The organism is Bacillus sp. GW823-FHT06A11, from assembly GCF_058795355.1.
On record NZ_JBXAHS010000002.1, the window covers coordinates 397,535 to 417,563 of the forward strand.

At 37.4% G+C, this 20,029-nt stretch carries 20 protein-coding genes and 2 other annotated features; of the genes, 16 read left to right on the forward strand and 4 right to left on the reverse strand.

Annotated elements, in window-relative coordinates:
* The first annotated feature begins 42 nt into the window (after positions 1-42).
* From AC1Q8L_RS10520 to AC1Q8L_RS10535, 4 genes are all read left to right on the forward strand, one after another.
* On the forward strand, positions 43-219 hold the full coding sequence (locus AC1Q8L_RS10520) for a hypothetical protein (protein ID WP_001242605.1): 177 nt from the start codon (positions 43-45) through the stop codon (positions 217-219).
* Positions 220-273: 54 nt separating this feature from the next.
* Positions 274-504, forward strand: a binding site (T-box leader).
* Positions 505-573: 69 nt separating this feature from the next.
* Entirely contained in the window at positions 574-1,845 is a 1,272-nt protein-coding gene (gene hisS, locus AC1Q8L_RS10525; RefSeq protein ID WP_098311722.1) for a histidine--tRNA ligase, read from the forward strand.
* 12 nt (positions 1,846-1,857) lie between these two features.
* Complete coding sequence (gene aspS / locus AC1Q8L_RS10530; RefSeq protein ID WP_000840885.1) at positions 1,858-3,633, forward strand: aspartate--tRNA ligase; 1,776 nt, start codon at positions 1,858-1,860, stop codon at positions 3,631-3,633.
* 202 nt (positions 3,634-3,835) lie between these two features.
* Positions 3,836-4,603 carry a tRNA threonylcarbamoyladenosine dehydratase gene (locus AC1Q8L_RS10535; RefSeq protein WP_000903182.1) on the forward strand — a complete coding sequence of 256 codons (768 nt, stop codon included), beginning with the start codon at positions 3,836-3,838 and terminating at the stop codon, positions 4,601-4,603.
* A gap of 536 nt (positions 4,604-5,139) precedes the next feature.
* Here the strand turns inward: AC1Q8L_RS10535 and AC1Q8L_RS10540 are convergent.
* Positions 5,140-5,781, reverse strand: coding sequence for an RsfA family transcriptional regulator (locus AC1Q8L_RS10540; protein WP_000857722.1), 642 nt, complete (start codon positions 5,779-5,781; stop codon positions 5,140-5,142).
* Between the two features lie 37 nt (positions 5,782-5,818).
* Complete coding sequence (locus AC1Q8L_RS10545; protein WP_000812919.1) at positions 5,819-7,105, reverse strand: replication-associated recombination protein A; 1,287 nt, start codon at positions 7,103-7,105, stop codon at positions 5,819-5,821.
* Positions 7,106-7,398: 293 nt separating this feature from the next.
* On the opposite strand from AC1Q8L_RS10545, the gene cymR reads away from it, so the two are divergent.
* The 7 genes from cymR to AC1Q8L_RS10580 all read left to right on the forward strand — a co-directional run bounded on the left by cymR (position 7,399) and on the right by AC1Q8L_RS10580 (position 13,792).
* Entirely contained in the window at positions 7,399-7,815 is a 417-nt protein-coding gene (cymR, locus tag AC1Q8L_RS10550; protein ID WP_000704116.1) for a cysteine metabolism transcriptional regulator CymR, read from the forward strand.
* 35 nt (positions 7,816-7,850) lie between these two features.
* Positions 7,851-8,996 (forward strand): cysteine desulfurase family protein, encoded by a 1,146-nt coding sequence (locus AC1Q8L_RS10555; protein ID WP_016512300.1) that lies wholly within the window; start codon positions 7,851-7,853, stop codon positions 8,994-8,996.
* Positions 8,997-9,012: 16 nt separating this feature from the next.
* Entirely contained in the window at positions 9,013-10,128 is a 1,116-nt protein-coding gene (mnmA, locus tag AC1Q8L_RS10560; protein WP_001038010.1) for a tRNA 2-thiouridine(34) synthase MnmA, read from the forward strand.
* A 109-nt stretch (positions 10,129-10,237) separates the two neighbouring features.
* The gene (locus AC1Q8L_RS10565) at positions 10,238-10,897 is read left to right on the forward strand and encodes a tetratricopeptide repeat protein (protein WP_000066406.1); all 660 of its coding nucleotides are present in this window, start codon (positions 10,238-10,240) and stop codon (positions 10,895-10,897) included.
* 95 nt (positions 10,898-10,992) lie between these two features.
* Positions 10,993-13,329 (forward strand): SF1B family DNA helicase RecD2, encoded by a 2,337-nt coding sequence (gene recD2, locus AC1Q8L_RS10570; RefSeq protein WP_097877498.1) that lies wholly within the window; start codon positions 10,993-10,995, stop codon positions 13,327-13,329.
* A 127-nt stretch (positions 13,330-13,456) separates the two neighbouring features.
* The gene (locus AC1Q8L_RS10575; RefSeq protein WP_000469281.1) at positions 13,457-13,645 is read left to right on the forward strand and encodes a YrzR-like zinc ribbon domain; all 189 of its coding nucleotides are present in this window, start codon (positions 13,457-13,459) and stop codon (positions 13,643-13,645) included.
* 18 nt (positions 13,646-13,663) lie between these two features.
* On the forward strand, positions 13,664-13,792 hold the full coding sequence (locus tag AC1Q8L_RS10580; RefSeq protein ID WP_001053553.1) for a YrzQ family protein: 129 nt from the start codon (positions 13,664-13,666) through the stop codon (positions 13,790-13,792).
* Between the two features lie 46 nt (positions 13,793-13,838).
* Here the strand turns inward: AC1Q8L_RS10580 and AC1Q8L_RS10585 are convergent, their stop codons facing one another.
* Positions 13,839-14,051 (reverse strand): hypothetical protein, encoded by a 213-nt coding sequence (locus tag AC1Q8L_RS10585; RefSeq protein ID WP_000242539.1) that lies wholly within the window; start codon positions 14,049-14,051, stop codon positions 13,839-13,841.
* Positions 14,052-14,227: 176 nt separating this feature from the next.
* On the opposite strand from AC1Q8L_RS10585, the gene AC1Q8L_RS10590 reads away from it, so the two are divergent.
* Positions 14,228-15,295: an AI-2E family transporter gene (locus AC1Q8L_RS10590; protein WP_000793129.1), complete on the forward strand. Its 1,068-nt coding sequence runs from the start codon at positions 14,228-14,230 to the stop codon at positions 15,293-15,295.
* 44 nt (positions 15,296-15,339) lie between these two features.
* On the opposite strand, the gene AC1Q8L_RS10595 is transcribed toward AC1Q8L_RS10590, so the two are convergent.
* Complete coding sequence (locus AC1Q8L_RS10595; protein ID WP_000209466.1) at positions 15,340-15,684, reverse strand: PH domain-containing protein; 345 nt, start codon at positions 15,682-15,684, stop codon at positions 15,340-15,342.
* Between the two features lie 241 nt (positions 15,685-15,925).
* Positions 15,926-16,145, forward strand: a binding site (T-box leader).
* 40 nt (positions 16,146-16,185) lie between these two features.
* Between AC1Q8L_RS10595 and alaS the strand changes: the two genes are divergently transcribed.
* The 4 genes from alaS (at position 16,186) to AC1Q8L_RS10615 (ending at position 19,879) form a co-directional block, all read left to right on the forward strand.
* Positions 16,186-18,828, forward strand: a complete 2,643-nt coding sequence (gene alaS, locus AC1Q8L_RS10600) for an alanine--tRNA ligase (protein WP_071713644.1) — start codon at positions 16,186-16,188, stop codon at positions 18,826-18,828.
* A 76-nt stretch (positions 18,829-18,904) separates the two neighbouring features.
* Positions 18,905-19,171, forward strand: coding sequence for an IreB family regulatory phosphoprotein (locus tag AC1Q8L_RS10605; protein ID WP_000348591.1), 267 nt, complete (start codon positions 18,905-18,907; stop codon positions 19,169-19,171).
* Positions 19,172-19,174: 3 nt separating this feature from the next.
* Positions 19,175-19,588 (forward strand): Holliday junction resolvase RuvX, encoded by a 414-nt coding sequence (ruvX, locus tag AC1Q8L_RS10610; RefSeq protein ID WP_001221193.1) that lies wholly within the window; start codon positions 19,175-19,177, stop codon positions 19,586-19,588.
* A 12-nt stretch (positions 19,589-19,600) separates the two neighbouring features.
* Positions 19,601-19,879, forward strand: a complete 279-nt coding sequence (locus tag AC1Q8L_RS10615; RefSeq protein WP_000392245.1) for a DUF1292 domain-containing protein — start codon at positions 19,601-19,603, stop codon at positions 19,877-19,879.
* Positions 19,880-20,029 lie beyond the last annotated feature (150 nt).

Consider the following 20,029-nt stretch of genomic DNA (forward strand, 5'->3'; position numbering starts at 1 on the left):
ATAAAAAGTAAAACATCCATATTGAATGTGAGGGATATACGTATGCGTATGAATGAAAAAGGGCATTCTGTTACAAATGGTGCAAATCAACTGTTTAACGTGAATTTTCATGATTTTATTTCAAAAGAGCAAAATAATACTTCAATGGAGCTTGCTTCCGAGTTTGGGATTTCTCTTCAAGATGTAAAGCGTTTAAAGAAGCAGATTGAACGTTCTTAGAGCACTTGACAATCCTACTTAACAAACGTATAGTAATTTTATATTTACATATGAATATAACCGTTGATAGAGAAGAGTAAATGAGATACACATGGAAAGAGAAGGAATGTCTTAGGCTGAAAACATTTCTGCATGATGACTGATTGAATGACACTCTAGAGGTTTCAACTTGAACGGCATATATGCTTAGTAGGGATGAACGCATATTTAAGCGTTATTAAAAAAGTGGAAGCATACGTGCTTCAATTAGGGTGGCACCACGGGTATAATACTCTCGTCCCTACTGTTTAAACAGTAGAGGCGGGAGTTTTTTTATTTTTATTAAGATTAAAACAATTTGAGGAGGAACTGAATATGTCTATTCAAATCCCACGCGGAACGCAAGATATTCTTCCAGGCACTGTTGAGTTATGGCAGTATATCGAAGGGCAAGCACGCGAAATTTGCCGTCGTTACAATTATAAAGAAATTCGTACACCAATTTTTGAGCACACTGAGCTATTTTTACGCGGTGTTGGTGATACGACAGATATCGTACAAAAAGAAATGTACTCATTCCAAGATCGTGGAGAGCGTAGCTTAACATTACGTCCAGAAGGTACTGCACCTGTTGTACGTTCTTACGTTGAAAATAAAATGTTTGGTGATGGAACACAACCAACGAAATTATACTATATCGGTCAAATGTTCCGTTATGAAAGACCACAAGCAGGTCGCTATCGTCAATTCGTACAATTCGGTATCGAAGCAATCGGCAGTAATGACCCTGCAATTGATGCAGAAGTAATTGCACTTGCTGTTGAATTTTACCGCGGCATGGGCTTAAAAAATATTAAAGTTGTATTAAACAGTTTAGGTGACGCAGCGAGTCGTCAAGCACACCGTGATGCATTAATCGCACACTTTGAGCCACGTATCGGCGAATTCTGCTCTGACTGTCAATCTCGCTTAGAAAAGAACCCACTTCGAATTTTAGACTGTAAGAAGGACCGTAACCATGAATTAATGGCAACAGCTCCATCTATTACAGAATACTTAAACGAAGATTCAGCAGTATACTACGACAAAGTACAAGAACTATTAACGATGATGGATGTTCCATTTGAAAAAGATCCGAACTTAGTGCGTGGTTTAGACTACTATCAACATACTGTTTTTGAAATTATGAGTGAGGCAGAAGGTTTCGGTGCGATCACTACATTAAGCGGTGGTGGCCGTTATAACGGACTTGTACAAGAAATCGGTGGACCAGAAATGCCAGGTATCGGTTTTGCAATGAGTATTGAACGTTTAATTATGGCGCTAAAAGCTGAAAACATTGAATTACCACTTGAACATAGCATTGATTGTTACGTTGTAGCGCTTGGTGAAAAAGCGAAAGACCATGCTGCAAAAGTGGCATTCGATCTTCGTAAAGCTGGATTGTCGGTTGAAAAAGATTATTTAAATCGCAAAATGAAAGCACAATTTAAATCAGCAGATCGTCTAAAGGCGAAATTTGTAGCTGTATTAGGAGAAGATGAGCTAGATAAAGGCATCATTAACTTAAAAGATATGGCAACAGGTGAACAAGAAGAAGTAGCGTTAGATGTATTTGCTTCATACGTAGCAGAGAAATTAATATAGGGGGAACTTACAGTGGCTGAAAGAACACATGCATGTGGAAAAGTAACAGTAGAAGCTGTTGGACAAACAGTTCAATTAAAAGGTTGGGTACAAAAACGCCGTGACTTAGGTGGATTAATCTTTATCGATTTACGTGACCGTACAGGTATCGTACAAGTTGTATTTAACCCAGAAACATCAAAAGAAGCGTTAGAAGTAGCAGAAACAATTCGTAGCGAATACGTATTACACATAGAAGGTACAGTTGTTGAACGTGGTGAAGGCGCAATTAATGACAATATGGCAACTGGTCGTATTGAAGTACAAGCAACAAAAGTAAATGTACTAAATGCAGCGAAAACAACACCAATTATCATTGCTGATGATACAGATGCATCAGAAGATGTGCGTTTAAAATATCGTTATTTAGACTTACGTCGTCCTGTAATGTTCAACACATTCAAAATGCGTCACGACGTAACAAAAACAATTCGTAACTTCTTAGATACAGAAGAGTTCTTAGAAGTAGAAACACCAATTTTAACGAAAAGTACGCCAGAAGGAGCTCGTGACTATTTAGTACCAAGTCGTGTACATGACGGTGAATTCTATGCATTACCACAGTCACCACAGTTATTTAAACAGCTTCTTATGGTCGGCGGATTTGAGCGTTACTATCAAGTAGCACGTTGTTTCCGTGATGAAGATTTACGTGCAGATCGTCAACCGGAATTCACGCAAATCGATATCGAAGCTTCATTCTTAACACAAGATGAAATTTTAGAAATGATGGAGCGTATGATGACGAAAGTTATGAAGGATGCAAAAGGTGTAGAAGTTAGTGCACCATTCCCTCGTATGAAATATGCTGATGCAATGGCTCGCTACGGTTCTGATAAGCCAGATACACGCTTTGAAATGGAACTAACAGACTTATCTGAGTTTGCAGCAGGTTGTGGCTTTAAAGTGTTTACAAGTGCTGTAGAAAGCGGCGGACAAGTAAAAGCAATCAATGCAAAAGGTGCTGCAAGTAAATATTCTCGTAAAGACATCGATGCATTAACTGAATTCGTGAAAGTATACGGTGCAAAAGGTCTAGCTTGGCTTAAAGTTGAAGAAGACGGCCTAAAAGGACCGATTGCGAAATTCTTCGGTGAAGAAGATGCAAATGTGTTAATGAGCACATTAGAAGCTACTGCTGGCGACTTATTACTATTCGTAGCAGATAAGAAGAGCGTTGTTGCAGATAGCTTAGGCGCACTTCGTTTACGTCTAGGTAAAGAGCTTGAGTTAATTGATGAAAGTAAATTTAACTTCCTATGGGTAACTGATTGGCCACTTCTTGAGTACGATGAAGATGCAGATCGTTATTTCGCAGCTCATCACCCATTCACAATGCCATTCCGTGAAGACGTTGAGCTACTAGAAACAGCACCAGAAAAAGCACGTGCACAAGCATATGACCTTGTATTAAACGGTTATGAGCTTGGTGGTGGATCACTTCGTATTTACGAGCGTGACGTACAAGAAAAAATGTTCAAAGCACTTGGATTCTCACAAGAAGAAGCGCAAGAGCAATTCGGATTCTTATTAGAAGCATTCGAATACGGTACACCACCACACGGCGGAATCGCATTAGGTTTAGATCGTCTTGTTATGTTACTTGCAGGCCGTACGAACCTTCGTGATACAATTGCATTCCCAAAAACAGCAAGCGCAAGCTGCTTATTAACAGAAGCTCCAAGCCCAGTTGCAGAAGCACAGCTTGAAGAGTTAAACTTAAAATTAAGCTTAAAAGAAGAAAAGTAAGAATAGGGTCTAGATGGTTATACTATAACCATCTAGACTTTTTTAATGGATAATTAAAAGAAGAAACAAAATCCCGGTTTACACTATGTTTTCATTATCGAAATATGTATTTTTAGGAATTCTATAACTTTTTCTATACAAATAGTCGGAAAAACGCTAGAATACATGGTAGACCATTTTTGTAATAGGAGTGTAGAGCTGAATGTTACATCAATTTTCACGTAATGAATTAGCCTTCGGTAAAGAAGGACTTGAAATATTAAAAAATAGTACAGTCGGTATTTTAGGAATTGGCGGCGTAGGTTCATTTTCAGCTGAAGCGTTAGCGCGTTCTGGAGTAGGACGTCTCGTATTAGTTGATAAAGACGTTGTAGATATTACAAACGTAAACCGTCAAATTCACGCTTTAGTATCTACTGTAGGACGTTCAAAAGTAGAATTAATGAAAGAGCGTATCGCAGACATTAATCCGGAATGTGAAGTAATTGGACTAGAAATGTTTTATACAGATGAAACATATGAAGAGTTCTTTAAACACGGTTTAGATTTCGTAGTGGATGCATCTGATACGATTACGTTCAAAATCCATTTAATTAAACAATGTTTACGTCGTAAAATTAAAATTATCTCATGTATGGGTGCAGCAAATAAAATGGACCCAACTCGTTTCCGTATTGCGGACATTTCTAAAACACATACAGATCCAATTGCGAAAGTAATTCGTACGAAGCTTCGTAAAGAGGGTATTAAAAAAGGTGTAAAAGTTGTCTTCTCTGACGAAAACCCAATCGTAATTCGTGAAGAAGTACGTAAAGAAATCGTACCAGACGAGAATGCAAAAATTCGTAAAGCGAAATTACCGCCTTCATCAAATGCATTCGTACCATCTGTGGCAGGCTTAATTATGGCAAGTCACGTTGTACGTGAACGTATTAAAAATGTAGAAGTGAAACGTGTAGGGCAAGAATAAAAGAAAAGCATATATCCATTTTGGATATACGCTTTTTTTATATGTATTAAAGAAATATGGATACTTGCATCACTACTAGTTCAAATGTAAGTAAGGTTAGTAAGTAATAATCATATTTATATGATTTATAGGCGGAAGTCTTTTTTAGACTGTTAATGGTGAAAAGAGCTAAAGTCAGGACGAGAAGGCCAAGAGTTATTTTGAAGATTATTAATGAAATAGCAACCATCCCCCTTTAAAGGTATATGTTTATAATAACATTTTAGTAAAAAATATCTAATCCGTTTTAGGAGTTTCCTTGTATGACAAGGAGGAATGTTATTGTCAATCTTTGTCGTTAAATCGATATCCTTTATTAAATCGTTGATATATTGCAAGTTGTGATAGATATATTCGAAAAATCGTTGATATATTGCAAGTTGTGATAGATATATTCGAAAAATCGTTGATATAATTTCATTTACCGACATGTATATATATGATTTACCGAAAACAAACAGGGATGTCACTCAGTCAAAAAAGTGACATCCCTGTTTTTAATTCTCAGCAGAATAAATAATATCTAAATTCCCGTTTTGATCGGTTTTGAAAATCGGGGCAATTTGCTCTTCTTGCTCTTCGACCGAAACAAGTTTTCGAGCACGATCCATAATTCGAACAAGCATCGCGTAATCTTCTTCGATTGCTTGTTGTTTTTTTGTGAGTACCGCTAATTTCGTTTCAAGTTCATGATTCGTTTTTTGCAGAGAAGTGAGCTGAGCTTGTAATACATCATTTTCAGTTTGCAACTTTGCGAGTGAAGGGTTATTATGCTCCAAGTTTTGCAAAAATGAGATGACATTTTGCATCGTAAGTTCTTGTTTACTTGGCGTAATATCTTCAGAAAACTCAGCATCGATTACGAGTTGTTTCGTTTTCGTGAACTGATTTTTTTCTATTTTAGCTTCAGAGCGCTTTAATTCTTTACGTTGTTTCTTCGCAAGCTGCACAGCATCTTCGTAATTCGGCCTTACTTCAGCATTCCATCTAAAGCCGCAAGCTGCTGAAGTCCGGTTCAACGTATCGCCGACTTCATCAAACGCTTTTATTTGTGTACTTCCGCTGCGAATATGTCGCAAAACAGTTTCTGCTAAAAGGAGATCATCTTCTTTTGTCCATGCATCTTGACGTGTTTTCATAAGCGAAGCCTCCATAATGGTGACGTTTTCGTTTATGTTACCCTTTATTTTTCGTTTTATTCGAAGTTTGTAATCTTTCATAAACAGTAGAAAGTGCTTGCTCAAATTTCCCTGTCGTTTTCGGTTTATAATATTGCTTGTTTTTTATTTTATCAGGTAAGTATTGTTGCCTTACCCAGCCATTTGGATGGTCGTGTGGATATAAATATCCAATGCCTCTTCCGAGTGATTCTGCGCCTTTGTAATGACTATCTTTTAAATGGCTTGGAATGTCACCTGTTTGACCGTTGCGTAAATCGTGTAATGCAGCATCAAGTGCTTTATAAGCTGAATTTGATTTTGGTGATAAGCATAGTTCTATAACGGCATTTGCAAGTGGGATGCGTGCTTCTGGGAATCCAACTCGTTCAGCTGATTCAATTGCAGCTAGTGTACGCGGTCCAGCTTGTGGGCTAGCAAGTCCAATATCTTCATAAGCCATAATAAGAAGGCGTCTGCCAATACTTTGTAAATCACCTGCTTCAATAAGGCGTGCTAAATAATGGAGCGCTGCATTTACATCACTTCCGCGCACTGATTTTTGAAATGCTGATAATACGTCATAATGAGCATCGCCGCCTTTGTCGTGAACGAAGCTCTTCTTTTGTAAGCATTCTTCCGCAATCTCGAGTGTGATTTCAGCCGCTTGATCGTCTGTAGTAAAGCTAGATAATACAGCAAGTTCAAGTGCGTTATAAGCGGAACGCATATCACCACCAGAGGCATTTGCAAAATGATGTAGTGCTTCATCTGTTACCGTTACAGCATATTCTCCAAGGCCTTTTTCTTTATCTTCTAAAGCTCTTTTTAACCCAATTAAAATATCATCTTCTGTTAGTGCGTGTAATTCGAAAATTTGACACCTGCTTCGAATAGCCGAGTTTATTGCATGGAACGGATTACTTGTCGTTGCACCAATTAAAGTAAGAAGTCCGCTTTCTAAGTGAGGTAATAGAAAGTCTTGCTTTGCTTTATCTAGACGGTGAACTTCATCTAAAATTAAAACGAGGTGTCGATGCATCTTTGCTTCTTGTACGACAACTTCCATATCTTTTTTATTGTGAGTAACAGCGTTTAATAGACGAAACGGGGTACCGGTACTTCCTGCAATTGCACTGGCAATGGATGTTTTTCCTGTACCTGGAGGACCGTATAAAATCATAGATTGAAAATGATTTGCTTGGACCATTCGCCATAAAATCTTTCCTTCACCAACTAAATGTTGTTGCCCAATAATTTCTTGAATATTAGTAGGGCGCATTCGATGTGCGAGTGGTTGTTTCATTTAGACCGTCTCCCTTAATATATAATCTCGTTCTATCGTATCATTTTTTTCTACGAAATTTGAAATAGGATGCTGTTTTATGGGAAAAATGAAGAATAATATTTTCATTTTTCTTTCAATTGTAATAATTTCCGAGTTTTTCAATGTGATTTTATGTTATCATTTTGATACACAAGTTGAAATTTCTTATAATACTATATTATGCTATAATTTCATAGGATTTTAAATTGTGTTCTTTTTATAGATAAGATATAACCAATAGAAGTGAAAATTTGAAAAGAGGTGCAAAATAGATGAAAATTTCAACGAAAGGCCGCTATGGCTTAACAATTATGATTGATCTTGCAAAAAAGTTTGGTGAAGGTCCAATTTCATTAAAATCAATTGCGCAGGCGCATGACTTATCCGAGCATTACTTAGAGCAATTAATTTCACCACTTCGTAACGCTCGTCTTGTAAAGAGTACGCGCGGGGCATATGGCGGATATGTATTATCTGATCAACCGGCTAACATTACAGCTGGGGATGTAATCCGTGTATTAGAGGGACCGATTAGTGTTGTAGAAATGATAGAAGAAGAAGAGCCAGCACAGCGCCAGTTATGGATGCGTGTTCGTGATGCCGTGCAAGAAGTGTTAGATAGTACAACGTTAGAAGATTTAGTACGTTATGAGGAAGAAAATCACGGGGGCTATATGTTTTACATTTAATTCCTTGTGAAACGATTTGGAAAGAAGGAGATTTAATGGAACGCATTTACTTAGATCATGCTGCGACATCTCCGACTCACCCAGAAGTGGTCGAAAAGATGATTCCATATATGACAGAAATATTCGGGAACCCGTCTAGTATTCACTTTTATGGACGTCAAACTCGTCACACAGTAGATGAGGCGAGACGAGTGTGTGCACGCAGCATTCATGCGAATCCGAATGAAATTATATTTACGAGCGGTGGTACAGAAGCTGATAATTTAGCGCTTATAGGTGTAGCACGTGCGAACCGTCATAAAGGTAACCACATAATAACGACGCAAATTGAACATCATGCGATTTTGCATACGTGCGAATTGTTAGAGCGTGAAGGGTTTGAAGTGACATATTTACCTGTCGATGAAACAGGACGCATTCAAGTTTCTGACATACAAAAGGCATTAACAGAAGAGACGATTCTTGTATCTGTTATGTTTGGGAATAATGAAGTAGGGACAATGCAACCAATTGTGGAAATAGGAAAGCTGCTAAAAGAGCATCAAGCTTATTTCCATACAGATGCGGTACAAGCTTACGGTTTAGTAGAATTTGACGTGAAAGAGTTTGGTATTGATTTATTATCAATTTCAGCTCATAAAATTAATGGGCCAAAAGGTGTAGGGTTCTTATTCGCTGGTGCAAATGTGAAATTTGAGCCGTTATTAATAGGCGGAGAGCAAGAAAGAAAACGCCGTGCTGGTACGGAAAATGTGCCTAGTATTGCTGGGCTTCAGCATGCAATTCTTATAGCTGAAAAAACTCGTGAGCAAAAAAATGCCCAATATGAAGAGTTTAAAGATATAATGGTATCTGTCTTCAAAAATGAAGGCATTACTTTCGAGGTAAACGGAAACTTAGAACATCGCTTACCGCATGTACTTAATGTAAGTTTTACAGGAATGAACATTGAACCGTTTCTTGTGAACTTAGACCTAGCTGGCATTGCAGTATCAAGTGGTTCTGCTTGTACAGCTGGTTCGATTGATCCATCACATGTATTAGTAGCGATGTTTGGAAAAGACTCCGATCAAATACGTTCATCCGTACGCTTTAGTTTTGGACTTGGAAATACGAAAGAGCAAATTGAAAAAGCGGCGTACGAAACAGTGAAAATCGTGAAGCGATTAACACAAAATTAGCATGGGAGGTGACATGATGAACAAACTACCTCACGAAACACGCGTTGTCATCGGAATGTCCGGTGGCGTCGATTCATCTGTAGCAGCACTTTTATTAAAAGAGCAAGGTTATGATGTAATCGGAATTTTTATGAAAAACTGGGATGATACAGATGAGAATGGTGTCTGCACAGCAACAGAAGATTACAATGATGTAATTGAAGTGTGTAACCAAATTGGTATTCCGTATTATGCAGTAAACTTTGAAAAACAATACTGGGATAAAGTATTTACGTACTTCTTAGATGAGTACCGAGCTGGTCGTACACCAAACCCAGATGTAATGTGTAATAAAGAAATTAAATTTAAAGCATTTTTAGAGCATGCAATTGCGCTTGGTGCCGATTATGTAGCAACAGGTCATTATGCACGCGTTGCTTATATGGACGGCGAATATAAAATGCTTCGCGGCGTTGATGACAATAAAGATCAAACATACTTCTTAAATCAATTAAGCCAAGAGCAATTATCAAAAACAATGTTCCCGTTAGGTGAACTGAAGAAACCACAAATTCGTGAAATGGCGAAAGAAGCTGGCTTAGCGACAGCGGCGAAAAAAGATAGTACAGGTATTTGCTTCATTGGTGAGCGTAACTTTAAAGATTTCTTAAGTAACTACTTACCAGCACAACCAGGTGTAATGCAAACATTATCTGGTGAAGTGAAAGGGAAGCATGACGGTTTAATGTATTATACAATTGGACAACGTCATGGTCTTGGAATTGGTGGTAATGGTGATCCATGGTTTGCTGTTGGAAAAAATCTAAAAGAAAACATTTTATATGTTGATCAAGGATTCCATAACGAACTTCTATATGGTGATGAAGTTATTGCTACGAATGTAGGATGGGTAAGTAACAAAGAAAAAGAAACAGAATTTAAGTGCACGGCGAAATTCCGTTATCGTCAAGAAGACAATAAAGTAACGGTTCAAATCGTTGATGAAAATACAGTTCGTATTCTTTGTGATGAGCCAATTCGTGCAATCACACCAGGACAAGCAGTCGTTTTCTATGATGGAGATGAGTGCTTAGGCGGTGCTACAATTGATGAAGTATACCGTAGTGGTAAGAAATTGGATTATTTAGGATAAATGAGAAGCCTCTGCCGATTAGCGGTTAGAGGTTTCTTTTACATAAAGCGAATTTTCGTTCGCTTGGAAAATACATTCTTTGTTATAATTTGTTGTAGAGGTGAAGGACATGTCAAACAAACTTGAAACAGGTATTCAATATATGCAAGAAGGAAATTGGGAAGAAGCAGCTAAAAATTTTACAGAAGCAATTGAAGAAAATCCGAAAGATGCGCTTGGATACATTAATTTTGCAAATTTATTAGACGTATTAGGTGATAGTGAGCGAGCGATTTTATTTTATAAACGTGCATTAGAGTTAGATGATAAATCTGCAGCTGCTTATTATGGCTTAGGAAACGTATATTATGGCCAAGAGCAATTTACTGAGGCGAAAGCTGTATTCGAACAAGCAATGCAAGCTGGATTACAATCAGCTGATGTAACATTTATGTTAGGTATTACACATGTACAGCTTGGAAATGATCGTCTTGCACTACCATTCTTACAAAGAGCAACAGAATTAGATGAAAATGATGTAGAAGCTGTATTCCAGTGCGGACTTTGCTTTGCGCGACTAGAACATATTCAAGAGGCGAAACCTTATTTTGAAAAGGTATTAGAAATGGATGAAGAGCATGCAGATGCGTATTACAATTTAGGTGTTGCTTACGTATTTGAAGAAAATAACGAGAAAGCTCTCGCTTTATTTAAGAAAGCAACTGAAATTCAGCCAGATCACTTTTTAGCTGGTAATGGCGTTCGTTTATTAGAGCAAGAAGCTGAATAAGATAAAAATATAGTTTAATGGGTAGTTATCCCTCATCTAAAAAGGTGGGGGATGTACTGCTCATTAAAGTGAAAATATCGGAAAGGAGAGGAAAGATGGGAAATCAACATGCAATGGATTTGTTTGAGGAAGAGAAAAAATTTATAAAAGCGCAAGTTCTTCATACCATTTTCCACAACGAAGAAAACCTCTATTCCGTTGTCAGTATGAAAGTCATTGAAACGAATGAAACGTATGACGAAAAGAAAGTAATGATAAACGGTCATTTTCCCCGCATGCATGAAGATGAAGTGTTTACATTGACAGGTCACTTTAAGGACCATCCAAAGTATGGAAAACAATATATGGTTGAAACATTTAAAAAAGAATTGCCGCAAACAAAAGCAGGTATGGTGCAATATTTAGCGAGTGATTTATTTAAAGGGATAGGAAAGCGTACAGCGGAAAAAATTGTGGATCATCTCGGGGAACATGCTATTTCTAAAATTATGGATGACCCTGAGACGTTAAATGGTGTTGTTAACAAACAAAAGGCTCAGGAAATATATGAGACAATTGTTGAACATCAAGGATTAGAGAAAGTAATGAGCTTTTTAAATGGTTACGGTTTTGGAACGAAACTTTCTATTAAGATTTACCAGCAATATAAAGAGATGACATTAGAAGTGATTCGTAATAATCCGTATCAACTTATTGAAGAAGTGGACGGGATTGGTTTTGGACGAGCGGATGATATAGGGCGTGCGTTAGGGATATCGGGTAATCACGACGACCGTGTACGAGCGGGATGTTTTTACACATTAGAGAATGTCTCATTGCAACTTGGTCACGTTTATATGAGGAAAGATCAACTTGTAAGAGAAACGATGTCACTTTTAAACAATCAAGAAGGAAGAGTGACTGAAGAAGATATTATAGGTTGTATTGAAACGATGCAAAGTGAAGGGAAAGTCATCATAGAAGAAGAACGAGTGTATTTAGCAACTTTATTCTACTCTGAAAAAGGTGTTGTAAAGTCTATTCGTCGATTGATGAATCAAGAGGAAACACCTTCATTTCCTGAAGCAGAAGTGTTAAAAACATTAGGTGAAATTGAAGAACAGTTGAATGTACAATATGCACCGTTTCAGCAAGAAGCGATTCAAACGGCACTTCATAAACCGATGATGTTATTAACAGGTGGACCAGGAACAGGAAAAACAACCGTTATTAAAGGGATTGTTGAAATGTATGCGTCACTTCACGGATTATCGTTAAATCCGAATGAATACAGTGATGATAATCCATTTCCAATACTATTAACAGCTCCAACAGGAAGAGCAGCGAAGCGGATGAGTGAATCGACAGGACTTCCAGCTTGCACAATTCACCGTTTGCTTGGCTGGACGCCAGAAGGATCTTTCCAGCGTAATGAAACGGATCCTGTCCAAGGTAAGCTCCTTATTATCGATGAATTTTCAATGGTTGATATTTGGCTCGCAAATCAGCTATTTAAGTCGCTACCAACGAATATTCAAGTTATCGTTGTAGGTGATGAAGATCAGTTGCCATCTGTAGGACCTGGACAAGTATTAAAAGATTTATTAAATGCAGGTGCAGTTCCGACAGTGAAGCTTACTGAGATTTATCGTCAAGCAGAAGGCTCATCTGTTATTCAACTTGCCCATGCGATCAAAGACGGCACACTCCCACCAGATTTAGCGCAAAATAAAAAAGATCGTTCGTTTATCAGCTGTACAGGGGCTCAAATTGTTGAGGTTGTGAAAAAAGTTTGCGAAAACGCTAAAACAAAAGGCTTTAGTGCAAGGGATGTTCAAGTATTAGCACCGATGTACCGCGGGCCTGCTGGTATTAATGTATTAAACGAAGCGCTGCAACAAGTATTTAACCCGAAAAGGGAAAAGAGTAAAGAAATCCAGTACGGTGATGTTGTATACCGAAGAGGCGATAAAGTACTGCAACTCGTTAATCAGCCGGAGAGCCAAGTGTTTAATGGGGATATCGGAGAAATTGTTTCGGTGTTTTATGCGAAAGAAAACGTTGAGCAACAAGATATGATTATCGTTTCATTTGATGGAATTGAGGTAACGTATACAAAGCCGGATTTAAATCAAATTACACATGCATATTGTTGTTCGATTCATAAATCACAAGGTAGTGAATTTCCGATTGTTATTATGCCGATTGTGAAAAGTTACAACCGTATGTTACGCCGTAATTTAATTTACACGGGCATTACAAGAAGTAAGAAGTTCCTTATTATTTGCGGGGAGGAAGTAGCTTTCCAATCTGGTGTAAATCGCCTTGATGATGCAATGCGTCAAACAACTTTAGCTAGTCGCTTGCAGGAATCACAAGGAGAAGTACAGATGGTCACAGTTAATGGCGAGGAAATGGACGTGGAAAACATTTCACCGTATGATTTCATGTAACAAGGTGAAATTATATAGTGAAACTTTCAAACGCATAGCGTTGAAAGGCTCCAGCAATGTATAAATGAATGCGGTTTGGACATAATGGCGAATAGAATCTGGGAGACTGTAAGGAGATGAAAGCCATATGTTCATTTGTCCAAATTGCAAAGGGAAAGACATTGGAAAAATAGGTGTCAACCAATTTTATTGCTGGAATTGTTATATCGAATTATCGGTTTCAAAGGGGAAAATCCATACGCATCAAGTTGAGGAAGATGGTTCATTAAGCTCTCTTGATGATTTATTTGATGAGAATGAAAGAACGATCGGATAACGAAAAGGGGGATTTACTTTGAATCTACGCAATTCATTAATCGCATTAGGGGTTGGAGCTGCAGCATATCAATATGCTCGTAAGCAAGATGTATTTTCAAAACGCAATATGAAAAAAGCACGTAAGATGATTAAGTCTTACTTATAATCATTTCGATAAAGTGAAAAACTCCCTTATAGACAAGGGAGTTTTTTTATGCACTCATATGCAAATAAAAAAGTCCAATTTCTGAGAAAAGATAAGATAAACCGTAACAGCCAACGCCAAGTATTCCATACTGCCATAATTGCTTCGCTTTTTCTTTACGTGAGGAACGAATAAAGAACCCCTTCCAAATACCAAAGCCGATACAAATCCATTCAAGAATCATAAAAAGTGCTGATAATCCAAGCATAAACAAAACCATAATTAGCCCTCCTGATTACATTATTTCATGCTGTATTCTCAGGGGTGGTTGTCCTTGTTATGTTATTTATATGTACGTCTTTAAAAAACAGTATGGTCCGTATGAAAAGATTTTAAAAGTTTCACACATAACCTAACCCATTTATTTTCAAAATAAAGGTGGAGGAGGTTTTTCATGTGAAGAATCTTAAAATCATTTGGATATATCGTTTAGGATTATTGTTACTTGTTTTTCTTTGTTTGCTCGTCTTTTTAAAAATTAAGCCACTATGGGCACCGATTATTTTTGTATTTAAAGTAGCAATTACGCCGTTTCTTATCGCCTGTTTTATTGCGTATTTATTGCACCCTTTAATTGAAAAAATTCATAAGGAAGGGATGCCCCGTACACTTGCCATTTTGCTCATTTATATCCTTTTCTTCGGCGGAATTGGTTATGGGATTTATAAAGGAACACCAGTCGTTATTAAACAGTTACAAGAGATTAATGAACAATTTCCGCAGTTTACAAAGATGTACGATTCGTGGATGGATGGCGTTACAGAACAAACAGCGAATTTCCCTTCGTTCATTCATGAAAAGGTGAAACAACTTTTTGTGGGTGTGGAAACGAAGATTCAAGCGCTTTTAAATAAAGTGATGAGTACAGCTCGTGGTGTACTCGATTCATTGCTCATTATTTTCTTAATACCGTTCATTGTATTTTACATATTAAAAGATTATGGTGAGTTTTATCATATCTTTTGGAAACTAGTCCCAAGTAAATGGCGAGGTACGGGGCAAATGCTTGCGAAAGAAATTGATAAGTCACTTGGAAGTTATATTCGAGGACAGTTATTTGTTTGTTTAGTATTAGGGGGAGTATCAGCTCTTTCTTTTTGGTTTATCGGTATGAAATATCCATTATTGCTTGGCATTATTATTGGGGTAACGGATATAATCCCGTACTTTGGTCCTATTTTAGGAGCGATCCCGACGTTAATGATTGCAGCAACAGTATCAACGAGTTTACTTATTAAGGCGGGGATTACGATTGCTATTTTGCAATTTGTGGAAAGTAACATTTTATCGCCTTACATTGTTGGTAAGTCACTTCGTATGCATCCTGTTATTATTATGCTTGCATTACTTGTTGGAGGGGAAGTAGCTGGTATTGTAGGATTACTAATATCGGTTCCGATTTTAGCAGTTATTCGTACTGTCATTGTTCATGTGAGACCTCTCTTGAAAAAAGAAAATGTGTAAGTATAGAAGCCCTCTATGTAAGAAATAGAGGGCTAATCATATATTTATTTAGAAAGCTGCTCGTGTATCTTTTGAACGAGGGAGCTCACATCATTTGTTTGAATATGTTTTATTTTTTTCCATTCGTTATCATACATAAATACAATTTGATTGTTGAAAAGACGCTTTTGTTCTTTTAGATTAGAAATTTTTGCGAAAGAGTACTCTTCAAATATTGGATTCTTACTTACATCTGGCCCGTAAAAGAATAGCCTTTTGTTCGTTAAAATTAGCAATCCTGGCCTTGCGACGGAACGATAAATAAATATGTCTAATGAACATGCTGCGTAAAATAATATCGTTTCGTCAGTCGCTAATATGTTTTTAGCTTTGTTAAGTAAGGTTGTCATTGTGATCGCTCCTTTATTTTATTAACAATAATTTAATTATAGCAAAAAAAGTAATATTTAGAAATTTTTATAAATAATTATTGTAAGGAGATTCCAATTTATTAATAAACGCATAATATATGAAAAGGCTGTTAAGAATGAATAGTAGAATACCTATGATTAATAAGCGATTAATACAATATAAATGATTATCTACATTGACAAACTTAAGAGAATTCTATTATATTTAGTCATATAATACATTAAATCAATGACGGAACAAGTACGTTACAGTCCATTTATAGAGAGAAGCTTCCATATGGCTGAAAGAAGCTTTAAATGAAGGGTAACAGAAAGCTAATCCTGAGAGCAGCTAATCACTGCCGTCTTGCCACGTTACGGCACCATGAGGTGATGAATTGATTGTTATTGTAATCAATTCATAATTAGGGTGGTATCGCGAGTTAACTCTCGTCCCTTTTATAGGGACGGGAGTTTTTTATATTTAAGGAGGAAAATACAATGAAACAACTAACAGGCGCACAAATTCGTCAAATGTTTTTAGACTTTTTCCAAGAAAAAGGACATGCAGTAGAACCTAGTGCATCACTAGTTCCACATGAAGATCCATCTCTTCTATGGATTAATAGTGGTGTAGCAACATTAAAAAAATATTTTGATGGACGTGTAATCCCACAAAATCCACGTATTACAAATGCTCAAAAATCAATTCGTACAAACGATATTGAAAACGTAGGGAAAACAGCTCGTCACCATACATTCTTTGAAATGTTAGGAAACTTCTCAATTGGTGATTACTTCAAAGAAGAAGCAATTACATGGGCTTGGGAATTCTTAACGAGCGACAAATGGATCGGATTCGATAAAGAATTACTATCAGTTACAATCCATCCAGAAGATGAAGAAGCATTCACAATTTGGAATGAGAAAATGGGCGTTCCAAAAGAGCGTATTATCCGCTTAGAAGAAAACTTCTGGGATATCGGTGAAGGACCAAGTGGACCGAATACAGAGATTTTCTATGACCGCGGAGAAGCTTACGGTAATGACTTTAGTGACCCAGAATTATATCCAGGCGGAGAAAACGAGCGTTACTTAGAAGTATGGAACCTTGTATTCTCTCAATTTAATCATAATCCAGATGGTTCATATACACCACTTCCTAAGAAAAACATTGATACAGGGATGGGTCTAGAACGTATGACATCTATCGTTCAAGATGTGCCTACGAACTTTGATACAGATCTATTCATGCCGATGATTGGTGCAACAGAATCAATTTCTGGTGAGAAATATCGTAATGGCGATTTAGAAAAAGATATGGCGTTTAAAGTAATTGCTGACCATATCCGTACAGTAACATTTGCTGTTGGTGACGGTGCTCTTCCTTCTAACGAAGGCCGTGGTTATGTATTACGTCGTTTATTACGCCGCGCTGTTCGTTATTCGAAGAAATTAAACATTAACCGTCCATTCATGTTTGAATTAGTACCGGTTGTTGGAGAAGTAATGAAAGACTTCTATCCAGAAGTACTTGAAAAGAAAGATTTCATTGCGAAAGTTGTGAAAAACGAAGAAGAGCGTTTCCATGAAACACTTCATGATGGTGAAGCAATTTTAGCTGAAGTTATTACAAAAGCAAAAGAAGAAAAAACAACTGTTATTTCTGGAGTAGATGCGTTCCGTCTATATGACACATACGGTTTCCCAATCGAATTAACAGAAGAATATGCAGAAGAAGCTGGTATGACAGTTGACCAAGAAGGCTTCGAAAATGAAATGGAAAAACAACGTGAGCGTGCACGTGCTGCTCGTCAAGACGTTGACTCAATGCAAGTTCAAGGCGGTGTACTTGGAGAAGTTAAAGTAGCGAGTGAGTTCGTTGGTTACGGTACAGTTGCAACAGAAAGTAACGTTGTTGCACTTGTGAAAAACGGCGAATACACAGATAGCTTACAAGCTGGTGAAGAAGGACAATTAATGCTTGATGTAACACCATTCTATGCTGAGAGCGGTGGACAAATTGCAGACCGTGGTTACCTTCTTGCTGATGGCGTGAAAGTTCTTGTAAAAGACGTGCAAAAAGCACCAAATGGTCAAAACTTACACAAAGTTGTTGTTGAAGAAGGTACATTAACGAAAGATGCGGCTGTGAAAGCTATTATCGATACGAAAAACCGTAGTAGCGTTGTGAAAAATCATACAGCAACTCACTTACTACACCAAGCATTAAAAGATGTACTTGGAACACACGTTAACCAAGCAGGTTCTCTTGTAACTTCTGAACGTTTACGCTTTGACTTCTCTCACTTCGGTCAAGTACAAGCTGACGAATTAGAAAAAATTGAGCGTATGGTAAACGAGAAAATTTGGGAAAGTATTGATGTTGAGATTTCTCAAAAAGCAATCGAAGAAGCGAAAGAAATGGGCGCAATGGCATTATTCGGTGAAAAATACGGTGATGTTGTACGCGTTGTACAAGTTGGCGATTACAGCTTAGAGCTTTGTGGTGGTTGTCACGTTGATAATACAGCTTCTATCGGTATTTTCAAAATCGTTGCTGAATCTGGTATCGGTGCAGGAACTCGTCGTATTGAAGCAGTAACTGGTAAGTCTGCATACGAATTAATGAACGATCAAGTAGGTTTATTAAAAGAAGCAGCAGGAAAAATGAAAACAAATCCGAAAGATATTTTAACAAGAGTTGATGGTCTATTTGCCGAAGTAAAACAACTGCAAAAAGAAAACGAATCTCTTGCTGCGAAATTAAGCAATATCGAAGCTGGAAACTTAACTGATTCTGTAATGACAGTTGATGGTGTGAATGTATTAGCAGCGAAAGTAAATGTCGCAGATATGAACAACTTACGTACGATGATGGATGATCTAAAAAATAAATTAGAGTCGGCAGTTGTTGTATTAGTGTCTGTTAATGACGATAAAGTAAATATCCTAGCAGGTGTAACGAAAGACTTAATTGGCCAAGGTTACCATGCTGGTAAACTTGTGAAAGAAGTAGCTTCTCGTTGCGGCGGTGGCGGTGGTGGCCGTCCTGATATGGCACAAGCAGGCGGTAAAAACCCAGCTCAAGTCGAAGAAGCTTTAGCATTTGTACAAGAGTACGTTAAATCTGTTTCAAAATAAAGAGATAGTAGTGTACAATGGTAGGGAGAGGAGAAGTTCTTCTCCCTATACTTACTATATAAGTGAGGTGCTTGAAATGGACGGTTTTGATAAAACAATGAAGTTTAGCATTCAAGATGAAAAACAGAGTGTCCATGTAAATGATGTACTTTTAACTGTGTATGATGCACTTCAAGAAAAAGGCTATAATCCGATTAACCAAATCGTCGGTTATTTATTAAGTGGAGACCCAGCATACATACCTCGCCATAAAGATGCACGTAGCATCGTTCGCAAGCTTGAACGTGATGAGATTATTGAAGAGCTTGTGAAGTCTTACTTGAAACATCATCGTGAGGAGTAGTTTATGCGGATATTAGGTTTAGATGTAGGTACAAAAACAGTCGGAGTTGCAATTAGCGACGAAATGGGCTGGACAGCACAAGGATTAGAAACAATTAAGATTAACGAAGAACGAGGTCACTTTGGTTTTGATCGTATTTCTGAGTTAGTAAAGCAGTACAATGTGGATAAAATAGTAGTAGGTTTACCTAAAAATATGAATGGTACAATTGGCCCACGTGGTGAAGCGTGCCAACAATTTGCAGAAAACCTACGAGAGCTGTTACAATTAGACGTTGTAATGTGGGACGAGCGTTTGTCAACGATGGCAGCGGAACGTCTACTCATTTCAGCTGATGTAAGTCGTAAGAAGCGAAAACAAGTAATCGATAAGATGGCTGCAGTCGTAATCTTACAAGGATTTTTAGATAGTAAATAAGAGGTGACCAAAATGGAAGAAAATCAAATTACAATTGTAGACGAAAAAGGTAACGAACATTTATGTGAAATTATTTTCACTTTTGATGCTGAAAAATTTGGTAAAAAATCATATGTAGTCTTCTCTCCAATCGGTGAAGTAGACGAAGATGGAGACCCAATTTATGATGCAATGGCTTATGAGCAAAATGAAGAAGAGGGCGGAAGCTTACTTCCAATCGAATCTGAAGAAGAGTGGGAAATGGTACAAGAAATGTTCAACACTCTTGCTGATGAGCAAGAAGCTGAATAATAAGTACTGAAAAGATGGACGACATACAGTCCATCTTTTTTTGTATTTATATGTAAAATGAAAGATTTTTTGTCGAAACTGTGTAAGTCTTTGTAGTATAATGAGACGGATTGTAGAAAAATAAAGTGTCTATTAAAAAAAGATAAGTGA